General features: G+C 71.2%; 12 protein-coding genes, 3 tRNA genes and 2 pseudogenes. 7 read left to right on the top strand and 10 right to left on the bottom strand.

The annotated features are described in order from the left end of the window. Positions 1-68 precede the first annotated feature (68 nt). The 5 genes and pseudogenes from ACIGA3_RS03055 to ACIGA3_RS03035 all read right to left on the bottom strand — a co-directional run bounded on the left by ACIGA3_RS03055 (position 69) and on the right by ACIGA3_RS03035 (position 4,739). Positions 69-567, bottom strand: a pseudogene (locus tag ACIGA3_RS03055) (hypothetical protein). Positions 568-626: 59 nt separating this feature from the next. Next, positions 627-1,247 carry a class F sortase gene (locus ACIGA3_RS03050; protein ID WP_399709923.1) on the bottom strand — a complete coding sequence of 207 codons (621 nt, stop codon included), beginning with the start codon at positions 1,245-1,247 and terminating at the stop codon, positions 627-629. 125 nt (positions 1,248-1,372) lie between these two features. Further along, the gene (locus ACIGA3_RS03045) at positions 1,373-1,915 is read right to left on the bottom strand and encodes a hypothetical protein (protein WP_399709920.1); all 543 of its coding nucleotides are present in this window, start codon (positions 1,913-1,915) and stop codon (positions 1,373-1,375) included. Positions 1,916-2,236: 321 nt separating this feature from the next. After that, a complete protein-coding gene (locus tag ACIGA3_RS03040) occupies positions 2,237-3,883 on the bottom strand; it encodes a M4 family metallopeptidase (RefSeq protein WP_399709917.1) in 1,647 nt (548 codons plus the stop codon). A gap of 157 nt (positions 3,884-4,040) precedes the next feature. Continuing rightward, entirely contained in the window at positions 4,041-4,739 is a 699-nt protein-coding gene (locus tag ACIGA3_RS03035) for a vancomycin high temperature exclusion protein (RefSeq protein WP_399709914.1), read from the bottom strand. Positions 4,740-4,912: 173 nt separating this feature from the next. On the opposite strand from ACIGA3_RS03035, the gene ACIGA3_RS03030 reads away from it, so the two are divergent. From ACIGA3_RS03030 to ACIGA3_RS03015, 4 genes and pseudogenes are all read left to right on the top strand, one after another. Next, on the top strand, positions 4,913-6,187 hold the full coding sequence (locus tag ACIGA3_RS03030; protein WP_399709911.1) for a deoxyguanosinetriphosphate triphosphohydrolase: 1,275 nt from the start codon (positions 4,913-4,915) through the stop codon (positions 6,185-6,187). 106 nt (positions 6,188-6,293) lie between these two features. Beyond that, the gene (locus tag ACIGA3_RS03025; RefSeq protein ID WP_399709909.1) at positions 6,294-7,559 is read left to right on the top strand and encodes an NAD(P)/FAD-dependent oxidoreductase; all 1,266 of its coding nucleotides are present in this window, start codon (positions 6,294-6,296) and stop codon (positions 7,557-7,559) included. Positions 7,560-7,606: 47 nt separating this feature from the next. Then, complete coding sequence (gene dnaG, locus ACIGA3_RS03020) at positions 7,607-9,508, top strand: DNA primase (RefSeq protein WP_399709906.1); 1,902 nt, start codon at positions 7,607-7,609, stop codon at positions 9,506-9,508. Positions 9,509-9,665: 157 nt separating this feature from the next. Next, positions 9,666-10,853 (top strand): annotated as a pseudogene (locus ACIGA3_RS03015) (RNA polymerase sigma factor); the annotation flags it as partial. Between the two features lie 76 nt (positions 10,854-10,929). Here the strand turns inward: ACIGA3_RS03015 and ACIGA3_RS03010 are convergent. From ACIGA3_RS03010 to ACIGA3_RS02995, 4 genes are all read right to left on the bottom strand, one after another. Beyond that, positions 10,930-12,858 (bottom strand): ABC transporter ATP-binding protein, encoded by a 1,929-nt coding sequence (locus ACIGA3_RS03010; RefSeq protein ID WP_399709903.1) that lies wholly within the window; start codon positions 12,856-12,858, stop codon positions 10,930-10,932. After that, a complete protein-coding gene (locus ACIGA3_RS03005; protein WP_399709900.1) occupies positions 12,858-14,591 on the bottom strand; it encodes an ABC transporter ATP-binding protein in 1,734 nt (577 codons plus the stop codon). Before ACIGA3_RS03005 ends, ACIGA3_RS03010 begins: the two co-directional genes overlap by 1 nt. 127 nt (positions 14,592-14,718) lie before the next feature. Continuing rightward, positions 14,719-16,173, bottom strand: coding sequence for an FGGY-family carbohydrate kinase (locus ACIGA3_RS03000; RefSeq protein WP_399709897.1), 1,455 nt, complete (start codon positions 16,171-16,173; stop codon positions 14,719-14,721). A 95-nt stretch (positions 16,174-16,268) separates the two neighbouring features. Continuing rightward, positions 16,269-16,577: a YtxH domain-containing protein gene (locus tag ACIGA3_RS02995; protein WP_399709894.1), complete on the bottom strand. Its 309-nt coding sequence runs from the start codon at positions 16,575-16,577 to the stop codon at positions 16,269-16,271. 171 nt (positions 16,578-16,748) lie between these two features. Here ACIGA3_RS02995 and ACIGA3_RS02990 point away from each other — a divergent pair. From ACIGA3_RS02990 to ACIGA3_RS02980, 3 genes are all read left to right on the top strand, one after another. Continuing rightward, positions 16,749-16,821 (top strand) — tRNA-Asn (locus tag ACIGA3_RS02990). Positions 16,822-16,827: 6 nt separating this feature from the next. Next, positions 16,828-16,900: transfer RNA gene (locus tag ACIGA3_RS02985), tRNA-Asn, on the top strand. Between the two features lie 178 nt (positions 16,901-17,078). Continuing rightward, a tRNA-Ile gene (locus ACIGA3_RS02980) sits at positions 17,079-17,152 on the top strand. A gap of 163 nt (positions 17,153-17,315) precedes the next feature. Here ACIGA3_RS02980 and ACIGA3_RS02975 read toward each other — a convergent pair. Then, positions 17,316-18,071, bottom strand: a complete 756-nt coding sequence (locus ACIGA3_RS02975) for a metallophosphoesterase (RefSeq protein ID WP_399709891.1) — start codon at positions 18,069-18,071, stop codon at positions 17,316-17,318. Positions 18,072-18,124 lie beyond the last annotated feature (53 nt).

Genomic DNA, 18,124 nt, shown 5'->3' with positions numbered 1-18,124 from the left:
CGGGCTCCGGCGCCAAAAAAGAGGGGCGGCACCCTGTGCGGGGGTGCCGCCCCTCGATGCGTCTCCGGTCACTCCTCGGCGAACAGGTCCTCGGCATAGGTGGCGTGGACGGCGCGCTGGGCCCAGAGTTCGAGCTGGTCCGGGTCGTCGCAGGTGGTCACCCGCTCGCAGACGTGCTCGGGGACAGGCACCCCGCGCCACTCGAGGGCGCGCAGCACCATCTCCGCCTTGGCCTCCGCCCGGCCTTCCTCGCGGCCCTGTTCCAAGCCCTGCTCCCGTCCCTCCTCCCGCACCTGTTCAGCCAGCGGGTGTCGCCAGAAGTACTGGATCGCCGTCATCAGGTCCCTCCACATCTGCTTCGCCTGGGGGTCGGCCAGGCATGAGTCGACGAACTGCACGAAGACCGCGGCGTTCCACCGGCTCGATCTCGGTGAGATCCACGTTCAGGGCGGCGATCTCATGGGGTTCGGGGAACGGTAGGTGCAGCACGCGCTGTAACGCGCGGGTCAGCAGGGCGGGGTCCTTCTGGAAGATGCGGTGCAGCGCCTCGTGCGACGAGCCGACCATCAGCTCTCCTTTCGTACGACATGTACAACGAGCCATGTCGCCGCAGGTTAGGGCTGGGTTCAGGTGGGCCGGGCGGCCGTCAGGTGGGCGAAGACCACCACGTTGCCCTGGTAGCCCGTCGTCTTCGAGTAGCCGCCCCCGCAGGTGATGACGCGGAGTTCGGGGCGACGGGCGGTGCCGTAGACCTTGGCGTCGGGGAAGTTCTTCGCGGAGTAGACCTCGACCGCGTCCACCGTGAAGACGGCCGTCGTGCTGTCCTCGCGGTCGATCTCGATCGTGGCGCCGCGTTTCAGGGCGCCGAGGTCGTAGAAGACGGCGGGACCCTCGGTGTTGTCGACGTGGCCGGCCACCACGGCGGTGCCGGTGTCGCCGGGGGTGGTGCCGGCCTCGTACCAGCCGGCGAGGTTCTTCTCCGCCAGGGGCGGGACGTCCAGGCTGCCCGAGGAGGTCAGGGCGAGGCCCATCAGGGGGGCGTTCACGCGGATCGTGGGGACGCGGATGCGGGTCGGCGGGGATGCCGGCAGGGCCGGGGCCGCGCGGTGTTCGCCACCGGGGTCGGGGCGGCCCTCGGCGGCGGACGGCTGCGGGGGCGTACCGGTGTTGGTGGAGAGCAGCCACACACCGGCACCGAGCGCCAGTGCCGTGACGGCGGCTATGGCGGTGTCGCCGATCCTGCGCATGGGAACCCCTTCCCGGAGACAACACCTCCCTTGAGGGAGGCCCGCCCCCTAAGGGTCACGAGGGGCATCGGACCTTTAGGGGGCGGGGCTTCGCGGTACCGGCGACGGACAGCGGAGGGTGTCCGTCAGATCCCGTCGCCTCTCGCCCGGCGATGCAGGAGCCAGGTACCGCCCGCGGCGGCGACGGCCAGAGCCGCCACACCCGCCGTGGTCTGCATGGGGCCGGGGCCGAACGCGCCACCCACCCCCGTCTTCACACTGCCGTGCGGCTGCACCTGCCCGTGCGCCCCGGCCAGTGTCACCATCAGGTCCCCCGTCACCCGCTTCTCGCCCTCCGCGCACCGCGCGACGATCTCGTACGTCCCCGGCTGCGCGCCCGCCGGCACCTGGAACTGCCCGATCGCCTCGCCCTCGTGCGTGGTGGGCGCCAGCGCGAACGTCCCCGCGCCCACCGCCCCCGCGTCACCGAGCGCCGCGCCCTTCTCCCCGCAGGCCGCCGTGTTCACCGTGACCTGGCTGCCCGGCAGCGCGGTGGACGGGTACACCTGGAGACTGCCGACCTGTGCGGGCCGCAGGTGCGGAACGCCCGCGTGGGCCGGAGCCGTGCCGAGCCCGGCCGCGGCTACGGCCAGCGCGGTACCGGTCAGCAGACGGGCGGTGCGTCGCATGGTGCTCCCCAGAGCTTGTCCGACTCGTGTTCTCGACTCGTGCTTCCTGCTCGTGTGATCCAGGGGCGTGCCCCTGCCCTACCGAGGAAAAGGCCGGCGCGCCCTGCCCGCCTCCCGAGCCGCCGCCCCCGCTGCGGTGAACAGGTGACGCCCACCGCCCCCGCACGGGTGAGGCAGCACGACGTAACAGCAGGTCAGGGGCGTACGAGAGACCGGGGACCAAGTGCACACGAATGGCGTGCGGCCGGGGGGAACGCGAACGACGGTGCGCCGGACGCGAAGGTCCGACGCACCGTCAGTATCAGCCGAGCGGAAACCGCCTCAGCTCACGTTCACCGCGCTCCACGCCGCCGCGACCGCGTTGTACTCCGTGCTCCCGGCCCCGTACAGGTCCTTCGCCGCGTTCAGGGTCGCCGTGCGGGCGCCCGCGTACTTGGTGGACGAGGTCATGTACACCGTCAGCGCCCGGTACCAGATCTTGCCGACCTTGTCCCGGCCGATGCCGGTCACGGTCTGGCCGTTCGCGGTCGGGGAGTCGTACGAGACACCGTTGACGGTCTTCGCGCCGCTGCCCTCGGAGAGGAGGTACGCGAAGTGGTTGGCGACGCCGGAGGAGTAGTGCACATCCAGGTTGCCGAGAGAACTGCTCCAGTAGTCGGCCGAGTTGCCGTCCTTGGAGGGCTTGTCCATGAAGCGCAGGGCGGCCTTGCCGAAGCCGGGCTTCACGATGCGCTCACCGATGAGGTAGTCCCCCTTGTCGGTGGAGTTGTCCGCGTGCCACTCGACCATCGTGCCGAGGATGTCCGACGTCGCCTCGTTCAGGCCGCCGGACTCGCCCGAGTACGTCAGCGCGGCCGTCTTGGAGGTGACGCCGTGGGTCATCTCGTGCCCGGCCACGTCGAGCGCGACCAGCGGGCCGAAGGTGGTGCCGTCACCGTCGCCGTAGGTCATGCAGAAGCAACTGTCGTCCCAGAAGGCGTTGTTGTAGTTGCTGCCGTAGTGGACGCGGTTGTACGAGCCCTTGCCGTCGCCCGCGATGCCGTTCCGGCCGTGGACGTTCTTGTAGTAGTCCCACGTCTGGTCGGTCCCGTACTGGGCGTCGACGGCCGCCGAGGCGCGGTCCGCGGTGGCGCCGGTGCCCCAGTGGTTGTCGGTGTCGGTGAACACCGTCGAGGGGGCGCGGCTCAGGCAGATCCCGAGGATGCACAGGTCGGTCTTGTTGGCCGCGTCGCCGGTGTACGTGTTGCCGCGCGTCGCGTCCTTGAGCTGGTACGACGGGCCGGACTGGGTCGTCTCCAGCGGAACCGTGCCGCTGTACAGCGACTTGCCGTCCCCCGCCGCCGTCTCGATGCTGTCCCACGCGTCGATTCGGGCGCCGGTGCGGGCGTCGGTCAGCACGGTACGGCCCACCGGGTTGCCGAGGGTGTCCAGGCCGACCGCGTTGGTCCGCCAGGCCAGCCTCGGCTTGCCGTGCAGGGCGTCGACGACCAGCTCCGGCTTGGCCTTGGCCCGGGCCAGCTTCCGGGGGCTCGCGGCGCGCAGCGCGTCCACCGCGATCCCGGCCGCCTTCGGGCCGGTCAGCTTCGGGGTGACGGTGGGCAGCGAGAGCACGGTACGGGTGGCGCGGTCGGCGCCGCGGTAGCCGCCGGCGGAGTTCAGGTGGACCACGAAGTCCCCGCCGATCACGGGGAGTTGGTGATAAGTGCGGTCGTAACGGACGTGCTGCGTACCGTCCTTGTCGACGATCACGTCCCGGACGCTGGTGCCCTGGTCGGAGGTGAGGCCGAGGCTCGCGGCGTGCGCGACGAGGATCGAGGCCGCGTCGGCGAGCGTGGTGGCGCGGTTCGGCCCGGGGTCGGCCTGGGCGGCGGGGGAGAGGGCGGTGGCCAACAGTGTGGCCGCCGCCGCGGCGGTACCGGCGGTGGCGAGACGACGGGACCCTCGGACGTGCTGCCGTATCCGGCTCATCGGTCTCCTTGGGTGAGGCGCCTACGAGGCGTGGGGGTGGCGCAGATGCCCTAGAGATTTAAGGGGGCATGACATGTCATGTCCATAGCGCCGTCGGGGGGCCTGATGGGGTTCTCGTGGAGATCCCTTACGGGGCGTGACGGCTCGTGGAGATCCCTTAGGGGCGGTGCCCTTGAGGGGCGCTCGTGCTCGCCAGCGCCCGCTGGATGCCCCGCTCCCGCGGGCCCAGGAACTCGGGGTCGGGATGGAACGCCGCGTCCAGCGCCGCCTTGCCCGCCGCGAAGACCTCGCGGGTGCCGCCGTAGTACCAGGTGGCGTCGTGCTTCGCTTCGACGCCGAGGCCGTACGAGGTGACGCCCGCCGCCTCGCAGAGGGCCACCGCGCGGCGGATGTGGAAGCCCTGGCTGATCAGTACCGCGCGGTGGACGCCGAAGACGCGGCGGGCGCGGACGCAGGAGTCCCAGGTGTCGAAGCCCGCGTAGTCGCTGACGATCCGTCCGGCGGGGACACCGTGGTGGCTGAGGTAGGCGCGCATGGCGCTCGGCTCGTCGTAGTCCTTGCGGCTGTTGTCGCCCGTGACCAGTACGGCCTTGATCCGGCCCGCCCGGTACAGCCGCGCCGCCGCGTCCAGGCGGTTCGCCAGGTACGGGGAGGGGCCACCGTCCCACAGGCCGGCGCCGAAGACGACGGCGACCTCGGTGCGTGGCACGTCCGACGCCGTGCGCAGCCGGTCCGCCGTCGACACGTACAGCCAGGTCGACGGCAGCAGTGCCAGCACGCACCCCGCGACCAAGCCCTGTACCAGCCGTCGGCGCCCCCGCAGGGTGCGCGGCAGCCGTGGTCGGCCGATTCTCATCCCGCCCCCCGTGTTCGATCCCGACCCGGGAGACGTGAAACACGCCCTTCCGGTTCACTCCACCCCGCAGGCCGCCGCAGGCCCCCGCGCAAACTGCTACAAATCAGCCACCCCTCCCGCAATCACCCGCCCCGCCACCCCGCGATGTCCGTACCGGCGCTTACTGTCGAAGCATGGAAGGCACCGCACACCCCTCGGCCTACGATCCGACCTCCGTCGAACGCTGGGCACCGGAACCCGACAAACGGCCCGGTCGCACCGCCTTCCAGCGCGACCGCGCCCGCATCCTGCACTCCGCCGCGCTGCGCCGCCTCGCGGGCAAGACCCAGGTCGTCACGCCGGGCACCCGCGGCCACGCGTGGGACGCCAGCCCCCGCACCCGCCTCACCCACTCCCTGGAGTGCGCCCAGGTCGGCCGCGAGCTGGGCGCCGCCCTCGGCTGCGACCCCGATCTCGTCGAAGCCGCCTGCCTCGCGCACGACCTCGGCCATCCCCCCTTCGGCCACAACGGCGAACAGGCGCTGAACGAGTTCGCGGACGACATCGGCGGCTTCGAGGGCAACGCCCAGTCCCTCCGCCTCCTCACCCGCATCGAGCCCAAGCGCTTCACCCCCGAGGGCCCCGTCGGCCTCAACCTCACCCGCGCCACCCTCGACGCCGCGACCAAGTACCCCTGGCCGCGCGGCGCCCACCCCACCGACCCGGCATCCCCCAAGTTCGGGGTCTACGACGACGACCGCCCCGTCTTCGACTGGGTCCGCAAGGAGGCCCCCGGCACCCGCACCTGCTTCGAGGCGCAGGTCATGGACTGGGCGGACGACGTGGCGTACTCGGTGCACGACATCGAGGACGGCCTGCACGCCGGGCACATCGACCCCGACTGTCTGCACGCCGACCCCGAGCGGCAGGCCGTCTTCGAGGTCGCCATCGGCCGCTACGTCCCGGCCGACACCGAGGCCGCCGAGCTGGCCGAAGCCCTCGACCGGCTCCAGGACCAGGAGTGGTGGCCGCACGGCTACGACGGCACCGCGGTCGCCCAGTCCCGGCTGAAGGACGCCACCAGCCAGCTCATCGGCCACTTCTGCCTCGCCGCCGAGGGCGCCACCCGCACGGCGTACGGCACCGGCCGCCTCACCAGGTACGGCGCCGAACTCGTCGTACCCCGCGAGACCCGCATGGAGTGCGCGGTGCTCAAGGCCGTCGCCGACCGGTACGTGATGCAGCGCGCCGAGCAGGAACTGCTCCGCGCCGATCAGCGCATCGTCGTCGCCGAGCTGGCCGAGGCGCTCACCCTGCGCGCGCCGGACGGGCTGGAGCCGCAGTTCAGGGCGCTGTTCGACGCGGCGGAGAGTGACCACGCGCGCAAGCGCGTGATCGTCGACCAGATCGCCTCGCTGACCGACGCCTCCGCCCGCACCCTGCACGCGAGACTGACGGGGCATATGTAGCGGGAAAATGACCGAGGGTGGCCCGTTTCCGGTCACCCCCTCTTCCCGCACCACGCCGCGTGCGGGACGCTCGCCTGAAGGCGGCATCTTCACGAGGAGGCATCAAGTGGTCGACGCGGATCAGACGTTCGTCATCGTCGGAGGCGGTCTCGCCGGAGCGAAAGCGGCCGAGACGCTCCGCGCGGAAGGGTTCACCGGCCGCGTGATACTGATCTGCGACGAACGGGACCACCCCTACGAGCGCCCGCCGCTGTCCAAGGGACACCTGCTCGGCAAGGAGGAGCGCGACAGCGTCTTCGTCCACGAGCCCGCCTGGTACGCCCGGAACGACATCGAGCTGCACCTCGGCCAGACCGTCGACGCCATCGACCGCGAGGCCAGGACCGTCCGCCTCGGCGACGACGGCACCCTGATCCGCTACGACAAGCTGCTCCTCGTCACCGGCGCCGAACCCCGCCGCCTCGACGTCCCCGGCACCGGCCTCGCGGGCGTCCACCACCTGCGCCGCCTCGCCCACGCCGAGCGCCTCAAGGGCGTCCTGGCCGCACTCGGCCGGGACAACGGCCACCTGGTGATCGCGGGCGCCGGCTGGATCGGCCTGGAGGTCGCCGCGGCCGCCCGCGAGTACGGCGCCGAGGTCACCGTGATCGAGCCCGAGCCGGCCCCGCTGTACGGCGCCCTCGGCCCCGAGCTGGGCAATCTCTTCGCCGAGCTGCACCGCGAGCACGGCGTCCGCTTCCACTTCGGGGTCCGGCTCACCGAGATCATCGGCCAGGACGGCATGGTGCTCGCCGCCCGCACCGACGACGGCGAGGAACATCCCGCGCACGACGTCCTCGCGGCCATCGGCGCGGCCCCCCGCACGAGTCTCGCCGAGGCGGCCGGCCTGGAACTGGCCGACCCCGCCTCCGGCGGCGGCATCGCGGTGGACGAGCACCTGCGCACCTCCGACCCCGCCATCCACGCCGCCGGCGACGTGGCGAACTTCCCGCTCCCGCTCTTCGACACCCGGCTGCGGGTCGAGCACTGGGGCAACGCCCTGGGCGGCGGCCCCGCCGCCGCCCGCGCGATGCTCGGCCAGGACGTCACCTACGACCGCGTGCCCTACTTCTTCTCCGACCAGTACGACCTGGGGCTGGAGTACAGCGGCTGGGCACCCCCCGGCTCCTACGACCAGGTCGTCATCCGGGGCGACGCGGGCAAGCGCGAGTTCATCGCCTTCTGGGTGCGCGAGGGCCGGGTGCTCGCCGGGATGAACGTGAACGTGTGGGACGTCACAGAGCACATCCAGCGCCTCATCCGTTCCGGTGCCGCGGTGGACGTCGAGGCGCTCGCCGACCCGCACGTACCGCTCGCCGACCTGGTGCCCTGAGGTCCGTGCGAGCGGGGGGAGCCCCCGGACCCCCGTAGAATTCATCCGTGGCAGGACGGATCAACGACGAGGACGTGAAGGCGGTACGGGACGCGGTCCCGATCGACGCCGTGGTCTCCGAGTACCTCCAGCTGCGCAACGCTGGCGGCGGCAACCTCAAGGGCCTCTGCCCCTTCCACGACGAGAAGTCGCCGTCCTTCCAGGTCAGCCCGAGCAAGGGGCTCTTCCACTGCTTCGGCTGCCAGGAGGGCGGCGACACCATCACCTTCGTGATGAAGGTGGACCACCTCTCCTTCTCCGAGGCCGTCGAGCGCCTCGCCGGCCAGGCCGGCATCACCCTGCGCTACGAGGAGGGCGGCTACAACCCCGCCCACCAGCGCGGCGAACGCATCCGGCTGGTCGAGGCCCACAAGATCGCCGCCCAGTGGTACGCCGAGCAGCTCGCCACCAGCCCCGAGGCCGACACCGGCCGGATCTTCCTCGCCGAACGCGGCTTCGACCAGGCCGCCGCCCTCCACTTCGGCGTCGGCTACAGCCCCCAGGGCTGGGACCACCTCACCCGCTATCTGCGCGGCAAGGGCTTCAGCGACAAGGAACTGATCCTCTCCGGCCTCGCCCAGGACGGCCGCCGCGGCCCCATCGACCGCTTCCGGGGCCGCCTGATGTGGCCCATCCGGGACATCGGCGGCGAGGTCGTCGGCTTCGGCGCCCGCAAGCTCTACGAGTCCGACAACGGGCCCAAGTACCTCAACACCCCCGACACCGCGATCTACAAGAAGTCCCAGGTCCTGTACGGCATCGACCTGGCCAAGCAGCAGATCGCCAAGTCCAGCCGGGCTGTTGTCGTCGAGGGCTACACCGACGTCATGGCCTGCCACCTCGCCGGTGTCACCACCGCCATCGCCACCTGCGGCACCGCCTTCGGCGGCGACCACATCAAGATCCTGCGCCGGCTGCTGATGGACAACGGCTCGGCCCGCGTGATCTTCACCTTCGACGGCGACGCGGCCGGCCAGAAGGCCGCGCTGCGCGCCTTCGAGGACGACCAGAAGTTCGCCGCCGAGACCTACATCGCCGTCGCCCCCGACGGCATGGACCCCTGCGATCTCCGCCTCGCCAAGGGCGACGAGGCCGTCGCCGACCTGGTCCAGCCCCGCACCCCGCTCTTCGAGTTCGCGCTGCGCCAGATCGTCGCACGCTACGACCTCGACACCCCCGCCGGTCGCGCCGCCGCCCTGGACGAGGCCGCGCCGGTCGTCGCCCGGATCAAGAACAGCGGCGCCCAGCACGAGGTCGCCGTCGACCTCGCGGGCATGCTCGGCATCCTCGACACCCAGTTCGTCGTCAAGCGCGTCGCCCAACTGGCCCGCTGGGCCCGCGATCGCGGCGGCAAGGGCGCCCCGCAGCAGCAGTCGCGCGCCCCCCAGCAGCAGTGGGAGGCCGCCCCCCGCCAGGCCGGCGGCCCCGCCCTCACCCTGCGCAACCCGGTCTACGCCACCGAACGCGAACTGCTCAAACTCGCCCTCCAGCGCCCGGAGTTGGTCTCTCCCGCCTTCGACGCCTACGGCCTCGACGAGTTCACCGCACCCCCCTACGTGGCCGTCCGCCAGGCCATCGCGGAAGCCGGCGGCGCCGAATTCGGCACCCAGGACCCCCAGGAGTACGTGGTCCGCGTCCGCGAGGCCGCGCCCGACGACACCGTCCGGGCCATGGTGACCGAGCTGGCCGTGGAGGCGATCATGCGCCGCACGGTCGACGAGACGTACGCGGGCATGGTGTTGGTGCAGATCAGGCGGCGTGCCGTCACCCGCCGCATCACCGAGCTCCAGTCCACCCTCACCCGCCTCGGCCACACCGATCCGGCCCAGTCGGCGGCCGTCCAGAACGAGATGATGGTGCTCACCCGGTACGACCGCGCCCTCCAGCACGAAGGTCCGGCCGCCCTCTAGCGCCCCAGGATCACCACGCGGTCACGGACCGGAAGCAAAAAGTCACCGCACGCCCCTCGTGGCGGAGATGTGTCGTACCCCACACTGGGGGCGGTGCCCGAGTCTCCGGAGCGCAGGCCGTCGACTTCGCGCTCCGCCGCGCCGCTGCCGCACCCCCCCCGGAGCAGCGATCATCCTGGAGGTCGCCCCCGTGCAGACCCACACCCTCACGCAGACAGCCCGTACCGCCCACGGTGGTGCCGAGCCGGGACTGCTCAGGGCCGTGCCCGCGCAGAGCCATGGTCGCCGGCACCTGGAGGCGGCCCCGGAACCGGCGTCGGAGGACACCCCCGAACCCCCCGCCGAGGCCCTGACCGGCGCCACCGACGACACCGGCGAGCCCATGACGCCCGAGCCCGCCATCGCGCGCGGCGCCGCCCGTGCCGACAGCGGTGGCCCCTCCGCCGACCTGTTCCGCCAGTACCTCCGCGAGATCGGCCGCATCCCCCTGCTCACCGCCGCCGAAGAGGTGGAACTCGCCCGCAGGGTGGAGGCCGGACTCTTCGCCGAGGAGAAACTCGGCAGCACCCCGCACCTCGACAGCGGGCTCGCCCTCGACCTGGACCGGATCGTCGTCATGGGCCGCATGGCCAAGCGCCGTCTGATCGAGGCCAACCTGCGCCTCGTCGTCTCCGTGGCCAAGCGGTACGTGGGCCGGGGGCTGACCATGCTCGACCTGGTCCAGGAGGGCAACCTCGGCCTCATCCGCGCGGTGGAGAAGTTCGACTACGCGCGCGGCTACAAGTTCTCCACGTACGCCACCTGGTGGATCCGGCAGGCCATGTCGCGGGCCCTCGCCGACCAGGCCCGCACCATCCGGGTCCCCGTGCACGTCGTGGAGCTGATCAACCGGGTCGTCCGCGTCCAGCGCCGCATGCTCCAGGAACGCGGGTACGAGCCCACCCCCGAGGAGGTCGGCGCCCACCTCGACCTCCCGCCCGAGCGGGTCCGCGAGGTGCTCCGCCTCGCCCAGGAACCGGTGTCGCTGCACGCGCCGGTGGGCGAGGAGGACGACGTCGCCTTCGGCGATCTGATCGAGGACGGGGACGCGGCCAGCCCGGTGGAGTCGGCCGCGTTCCTCCTCCTGCGGCAGCACCTGGAGGCTGTGCTGTCGACCCTCGGTGAGCGTGAGCGGAAGGTGGTCCAACTCCGTTACGGGCTGGCGGACGGCCGGCCCCGGACCCTGGAGGAGATAGGCCGTCTCTTCGGTGTCACGCGCGAGCGGATACGGCAGATCGAGTCCAAGACCTTGAGCAAGCTCCGGGATCACGCTTACGCGGACCAACTCCGGGGCTATCTGGACTGATTCCGGCTGCCGGGCCCGTCGTGGCCTGTCGCGCGGTTCCCCGCGCCTCTGGGGGAACCGCGCGACCGCCTGTTTTCTAGTCGACCTCGACTACCGCCTGCGCGAACTGCGCCTTGTACAGGCGGGCGTAGGCGCCGTCCGACGCCAACAGGTCCGCGTGCGCGCCCTGTTCGACGATGGAGCCGTTCTCCATGACCAGGATGGTGTCCGCGTCCCGGATCGTGGAGAGGCGGTGGGCGATGACGAACGAGGTGCGGCCGTCGGCCAGTTTGGCCATCGCCTTCTGGATCAGCACCTCGGTCCGGGTGTCCACCGAACTCGTCGCCTCGTCCAGCACCAGGATCACCGGCTCGGACAGGAACGCCCGGGCGATCGTGATGAGCTGCTTCTCACCGGCGCTCACCCCGGTGCCCTCGTCGTCGATCACCGTGTCGTAGCCGTCGGGCAGCGTACGGACGAACCGGTCGGCGTGGGCCGCCCGCGCCGCCTCCTCGATCTCGCCGCGGGTGACCTCGCGCGCGGAGCCGTACGCGATGTTCTCCGCGATGGTGCCGCCGAAGAGCCAGGTGTCCTGGAGGACCATGCCGATCCCGGCCCGCAGCTCGTCGCGCGACATCTTCCGGATGTCCACCCCGTCGAGGGTGATCCGGCCGCCCGTCACGTCGTAGAACCGCATCAGCAGGTTGACCAGCGTGGTCTTGCCCGCCCCGGTCGGGCCGACGATGGCCACCGTCTGGCCCGGCTCCACCTTGAGCGACAGATCCTCGATCAGCGGCTTCTCCGGGTCGTACCGGAACGACACATGCTCCAGCTCCACCCGGCCGCGCCGCTCGGCGGGGCGTTCGCCCGGCATCGGGTCCGCCTCCTGCTCCTCGGCGTCCAGCAGCTCGAACACCCGCTCCGCCGAGGCGACACCGGACTGCACCAGGTTCGCCATCGAGGCGACCTGCGTCAGCGGCATCGAGAACTGCCGCGAGTACTGGATGAACGCCTGGACGTCACCGATGGACAGCGCGCCCGTAGCCACCCGCAGACCACCGACGACGGCGACCAGCACGTAGTTCAGGTTCGACACGAACATCATCAGCGGCTGCATCACCCCGCTGTGGAACTGCGCCTTGAACGCGGCCTCGTACAGCTCGTCGTTCTGCTCGGCGAACTGCTTCGCCGACTGCTCCTGCCGCCCGAACACCTTCACCAGGGTGTGCCCGGTGTACATCTCCTCGATGTGCGCGTTCAGGGTGCCGGTGATGCGCCACTGCTGCACGAAGTGCGGCTGCGACCGCTTGCCGACCCGCGTCGCCACCACGAAGGACAGCGGCACCGTCACCAGCGCGACCAGCGCGAGAATCCACGAGACGTAGAACATCATCACCAGCACACCGATGATGGTCAGCACCGCGTTGATCAGCTGGCCCATCGACTGCTGGAGCGTCTGCCCGATGTTGTCGATGTCGTTGGTGGCGCGGGAGAGCACCTCACCGCGCTGCCGCTTGTCGAAGTAGGACAGCGGCAGCCGCGACAGCTTGGCCTGCACCTGCTCGCGCAGCCGGTACATCGTGCGGTTCACGGCCCGGTTCACCAGCCGGGTCGCCACCGCCATGAGCAGACCCGCGACCAGGAAGACGCCGACCGCCAGCAGCAGCACCCGGCCGACCGCGTCGAAGTCGATGCCCTGGCCGGGCGTGAAGTCGGTGCTGCGCAGCATGTCCGCGACCGAACCCTGGCCCCGCTCGCGCAGCGAGTCCAGCACCTGCTGCTTGGACGCCCCGGCGGGCATCTTCCGGCCGACGATGCCGGCGAACACCAGGTCGGTGGCCTTGCCGAGGATCTTCGGGCCGATCACGTTCAGCGCCACGCTGATCACCACACAGGCCAGCAGCCCGTAGATGGTGCCCCGTTCGGGCCGGAACTGGGCCGCGAGCCGCTTGCCCGAGCCCTTGAAGTCCATCGACCGCTGGTCGGGTCCGCCCCCGGCCATCATGCGTCCCATGGGACCGGCCATCAGGCGGCCTCCGCTTCCGTCAGCTGGGAGAGCACGATCTCCCGGTACGTCTGATTGCCCGCCATCAGCTCGTGGTGGCGGCCGGAGCCCACCACCCGGCCCTCGTCCAGCACGATGATCCGGTCCGCGTCCCGGATGGTCGCCACCCGCTGGGCCACGATCACCACCGTGGCGTCGGCCGTCTCCCGGCCGAGCGCCGCACGCAGGGCCGCGTCGGTGGCGTAGTCGAGCGCGGAGAACGAGTCGTCGAAGAGGTAGATCTCCGGGCGCTGCACCAGGGTGCGGGCGATGGCCAGACGCTGGCGCTGACCGCCCGACACATTGGTGCCGCCCTGCGCGATCGGCGCCTCCAGGCCGCCCTCCAGCCCCTCCACGAACTCCTTGGCCTGCGCGGTCTCCAGCGCGGCCCACAGCTCGTCGTCGGTGGCGTCCGGCTTGCCGTAGCGCAGGTTGCCGCCGACGGTGCCGGCGAACAGGTACGGCTTCTGCGGGACCAGGCCGACGGTGCGGGCCAGCAGGGCCGGGTCGGCCTCGCGCACGTCCACGCCGTCCACCAGGACCTCGCCCTCGGTGGCGTCGAACAGCCGGGGCACCAGGCCCAGCAGGGTCGACTTGCCGCTGCCGGTCGAGCCGATCACCGCCGTCGTCTCGCCCGCCCGCGCCACCAGGTCGATGGAGCGCAGCACCGGCTCCTCGGCGCCCGGATAGCGGAAGCCCGCGTTCCGGACCTCCAGATGCCCGCGTCCGCGCAGCTCGGTGACCGGCGCGAGCGGAGGCACGACGCTGGACTCGGTCTCCAGCACCTCCTGGATGCGCTCGGCGCACACCTCCGCGCGCGGCACCATCATGAACATGAAGGTGGCCATCATCACGGACATGACGATCTGCATCAGATAGGCGAGGAACGCGGTCAGGTCACCGATCTGCATCCCACCGCTGTCGATGCGGTGCGCGCCGAACCACACCACGGCGATGGACGACAGGTTCACCACCGTCATCACGATCGGGAACATCAGCGCCAGCATCCGGCCGGTCGCGAGCTGCATCTCGGTCAGCTCGCCGTTGGCCTTCCCGAACCGCCCCTGCTCGTACTCGTCACGGACGAAGGCGCGGATGACGCGGTTGCCGGTGATCTGCTCGCGCAGCACCCGGTTCACCGTGTCCAGCCGGGTCTGCATCGAGCGGAACAGCGGCCGCAGCCGGCGCACGATCAGCGCCACGCAGATGCCCAGCACCGGCACGACGGCGACCAGTACGCCGGAGAGCGGCACATCCAGTCCGAGGGCCAGCACGATGCCGCCGACACACATGATGGGCGCCGACACCATCAGCGTGAACGTCATCAGGACCAGCATCTGGACCTGCTGCACGTCATTGGTCGTACGGGTGATCAGCGAGGGCGCGCCGAAGTGGCCCAGCTCCCGCGAGGAGAAGGACTGCACCCGGTCGAAGACCGCGGCGCGCAGGTCCCGGCCGAGCGCGGAGGCGGTACGGGCGCCGTAGTACACGGCGCCGATGTTGCAGACGACCTGGATCAGCGAGATGCCGATCATCAGGGCGCCGGAGTCGAGGATGTAGCCCGTGTCCCCCTTCACGACACCGTTGTCGATGATGTGCGCGTTGAGGTTCGGCAGGTAGAGCGTGGCGCAGGTCTGGAGGAGCTGCAGCGCCACCAGAAGGGCGATGGGTTTCTTGTAGGGCCTGAGACAGGTCCGCAGAAGTCGTATGAGCACGCTTGTCTCTCGGAGTCGGCGGTGGGGCGGTGTTCTGCCCCTGGCCCTATCGTCGGGCACTCCACCCGTGTTACCTCAACCGATTAACCCATCGGGTGCCCCGCCGACCCCGGTTTTGTACGGCTCTTTACGCGCGGAACGCGCCCGGATGGGTCTGCTCGCGCACCGCCACGTACTGCTGGCGCACCGCCTGCCCCACGGCCAGGTCCTCACCCGGCTCCAGCACCTGCGCGGCCGCCCCGTGCCAGGCGGGCGGGGTACGGGGGTCCAGGGTGCCCTGGGCGGCCCCGAGGGCCCACGCGGCCTGGCGGGCGGCGCCGATCGCGGCATAGTCGGCGGGCTGCGGCACGACCACCTGCGTCCCGAACAGCGCCGGAGCGATCGCCTGCACGGCGGGCAGCTCGGCGGCCTGGCCCAGCAGGAAGATCCGCCGCACCGCCACGCCCCGCCCGCGCAGCACGTCCAGCGCGTCCGCGAGCCCGCACAGCATGCCCTCGAACGAGGCCCGCGCCAGATGCTCGGGCTTCATCGACTCCCGGCGCAGCCCGGCGAGGGTGCCCGCGGTGTGCGGCAGATCGGGGGTGCGCTCGCCCTCCAGGTAGGGGAGCAGGACCAGGCCGTGCGAGCCGGGAGTGGAGTTCAGGGCCAGCTCGGAGAGGGCCTTCAGGTCGGGCAGGCCGAGGAGTCCGGCGGTGCCGCGCAGGGCCCGTACGGCGTTGAGCGTGGTGACGACCGGCAGGTGCATGCCGGTGGCGTCGGCGAGGGAGGTGATCATCCCGGACTGGTCGGCCAGCGCCTCGGTGTGCACGGCCATCACGGACCCGGACGCGCCCAGCGAGACGACCGCGTCGCCCAGGCCGATCCCGAGGCCGAACGCGGCGGCCATCGTCTCGCCCGTACCGGCGGAGATCAGCAGCCCCTCCGGGGTGGTGCCCGCGGCCTCGGCCGGGCCGATCACCTCGGGCAGCGCCACCTGGTGGCCGAGCGCCAGCTCGACCAGGTCGGGCCGGTAGGCGCCGGTCGCGGCGGACCAGTACCCGGTGCCCGAGGCGCCGCCCCGGTCGGTGGTCCGGCGCGCCGGCCGGCCCAGCAGCTGCCAGACCAGCCAGTCGTGCGCCTGGAGCAGTACGGCGGTACGGCTCGCGTTCTCCGGCTCGTTCTTCGCCAGCCAGCGCAGCTTGGTCACCGGCCGGGCGGCCTGCGGGACACAGCCGACCGCCTGCGCCCACGCCTCCCGGCCGCCGAGGGCGTCGATCAGGTCGGCGGCGGCCACCTGGGCCCGCTTGTCGGCCCCGGCCATCGCCGGGCGCACGGTGTTGCCCTGCGCGTCCAGCGGGACCACGGCGTTCGCCTGCGTGGAGACGCCGATGGCCTGTACGCCCTCCAGCAGCCCGCCGCCCGCGGCCTCCCCCAGGGAGAGCAGCCACGCCTGCGGGTCGACGTCACTGGGCCGCGGGGCGCCGTCCGGCACGTCCAGCGGATGCGGGGCGTACCCCTGACGCAGCACGGCCCCCGTGTCCGTGTCGCAGACCACGATGCGAGTGAATGCGGGCGAACTGTCCAACCCGGCGACTATCCCCATGGCTCAAATTCTGCCGCAGAGCGGGGGCTGCTCCTGCCGGTATGCGTGTGCCCCCTGGAGACGCTGCTCAGGGGGCACGTCCGCGGGTGGCCGGTTCAGGGGTGGCTGGTGCCCCAGTCGTCCTCGGCCGGCCGGCCGTGGCCGTTGCGGCCGCGCAGGGAGCGGACCCGGTCGGCGAGGGACTCGGGGACGTGGTCGCCCACCTTCTCGCCCACCGTGTGCAGCGCCTTGCCCGCGTAGACCCGGCCCTGCTGGGCGGCGGTCTCGGCGGTGTTGCGCACGGCGGGGTTCTGCGCGACCCCGCGAGCGGCCTTCTTCAGCTGCTCGTAGCGCTGCTGGCCGGCGCGTGCTCCGAGTACGTATCCGACGGCCAGTCCGGCGACGAACGTGAGCCGGTAGCGCATGTGGGCCACCCTTCCTTGCGTAGTCCCTGACGGGGGTCTGTGGTGCTGAGCGGGGGCCGGAGGGGAACCGATTGGCGGAGCACCCCCCTGCTTGCGCTAATGTATGTGTCGCAGCGAGCGCCCGCCCCCTGGCGAATACCCAGGTGGATGCGTTCGATGCAGACGAAGCGATCCCCTGTAGCTCAATTGGCAGAGCAGCCGGCTGTTAACCGGCAGGTTACTGGTTCGAGTCCAGTCGGGGGAGCTTCGGTCCCCTGTAGCTCAATTGGCAGAGCAGCCGGCTGTTAACCGGCAGGTTACTGGTTCGAGTCCAGTCGGGGGAGCGCGATGAACGAGGACCCTGCGGGGTCCTTTTTCATGTCCGGACCGACCGCCCGTGGCCTGGGCGAAGTCTCTCCAGGTCAGGGAAGCAGCGCGGAAGCCGACCATCCGAAGCAGGAGATCGTATGAGCGGCTATGCTGCGGCAGACGGCGCGCACAGTTGTACGCGACACGCCGCGAGGGGCGGTAGCTCAGCCGGTTAGAGCAGCGGACTCATAATCCGTCGGCCGTGGGTTCGAGTCCCACCCGCCCCACAAGATCTTGACCTGCGAACAGTGCCTGTTCTTCGCGTCCACTTCTCCTTCCGTGCGTAGCTTCTTCGGTCGGCACCGTGTGCTTTTGGTGACTCAGGGGCGGTGAGAGCCCCGGCCGTTGAAGCAGTTCCACGCTGTTTCCCGCCGTGGTCAAGGCACGTGATCAGTCGGTGAGGCACCGGAAATGGGTGGTCAGCCGGCCCTCGTCGTCCAGAACGTGGAAGGCGAGCGCGGGCGGCTGGTCGAGGTGGATGTAGTCCTCGGGGTGTGCGTGGTGCTCCCAGGGGAGCCGGAGCGTGGAGACCACTCCGGGTGCCACCAGCAGCGGCCGTCCGGCGAAGGTGGTCGCCGCCGGGGTGTGGGCGTGTCCGCACAGGAAGGCGGTGAGATTGGGGTGACGAGCCGTCAGGGCGGCGAGTCGTTCCACGCCGAACTGGCGGATGCCGTCGATGAAGGGTTCATGCAGCACGGCCGGCGGGTGGTGGAAGCCGACGAGCACCGGCACCTCGGCCGGGGCCTGCTCCAGGACGTCCTCCAGCCACGCCAGGGTCTCGTCCTCGAGGAAGCCCTCGTCCTTGCCCGGCACCGAGGAGTCGCACAGGGCGATGACGAAGTCGCCGGTCTGGCGCACCTGGTCGACCGGTGCCGTCGATGGCGGCTGCCCCAGCAGGAACTGCCGGAATGCCGCACGCTCGTCGTGGTTGCCGGGACAGACCAGGACCGGGTGCCGGGAGGCCAGCAGCCGGCGTGCCTGCTCGTACTCGGCGGGCAGCGCGTGGTCGGCGATGTCTCCGGTGACCAGGACCGCGTCCAGGTCGTAGGGGAGGTCTTCGAGGTAGTCCATGACGGCTCGGGTGCGCGCGGAGGCGCGGTGCCCGCCGTCGATGTGGATGTCGCTGAGGTGAGCGATCACGATCACCGCTGGGGTCCTTTCGTCGTGGTGTGCGGGATGTGGCCGAGGACGGCCGGGCA

The organism is Streptomyces sp. NPDC085596 (genome assembly GCF_044541565.1).
Lineage (GTDB): Bacteria > Actinomycetota > Actinomycetes > Streptomycetales > Streptomycetaceae > Streptomyces.
This window is presented reverse-complemented; position numbering and strand designations above follow the sequence as displayed.

Coding starts and splice junctions, on each gene's coding strand:
- ACIGA3_RS03050 (WP_399709923.1), bottom strand. CDS start 1,247: ATGCGCAGGATCGGCGACACCGCCATAGCCGCCGTCACGGCACTGGCG.
- ACIGA3_RS03045 (WP_399709920.1), bottom strand. CDS start 1,915: ATGCGACGCACCGCCCGTCTGCTGACCGGTACCGCGCTGGCCGTAGCC.
- ACIGA3_RS03040 (WP_399709917.1), bottom strand. CDS start 3,883: ATGAGCCGGATACGGCAGCACGTCCGAGGGTCCCGTCGTCTCGCCACC.
- ACIGA3_RS03035 (WP_399709914.1), bottom strand. CDS start 4,739: ATGAGAATCGGCCGACCACGGCTGCCGCGCACCCTGCGGGGGCGCCGA.
- ACIGA3_RS03030 (WP_399709911.1), top strand. CDS start 4,913: ATGGAAGGCACCGCACACCCCTCGGCCTACGATCCGACCTCCGTCGAA.
- ACIGA3_RS03010 (WP_399709903.1), bottom strand. CDS start 12,858: ATGGCCGGTCCCATGGGACGCATGATGGCCGGGGGCGGACCCGACCAG.
- ACIGA3_RS03000 (WP_399709897.1), bottom strand. CDS start 16,173: ATGGGGATAGTCGCCGGGTTGGACAGTTCGCCCGCATTCACTCGCATC.
- ACIGA3_RS02995 (WP_399709894.1), bottom strand. CDS start 16,577: ATGCGCTACCGGCTCACGTTCGTCGCCGGACTGGCCGTCGGATACGTA.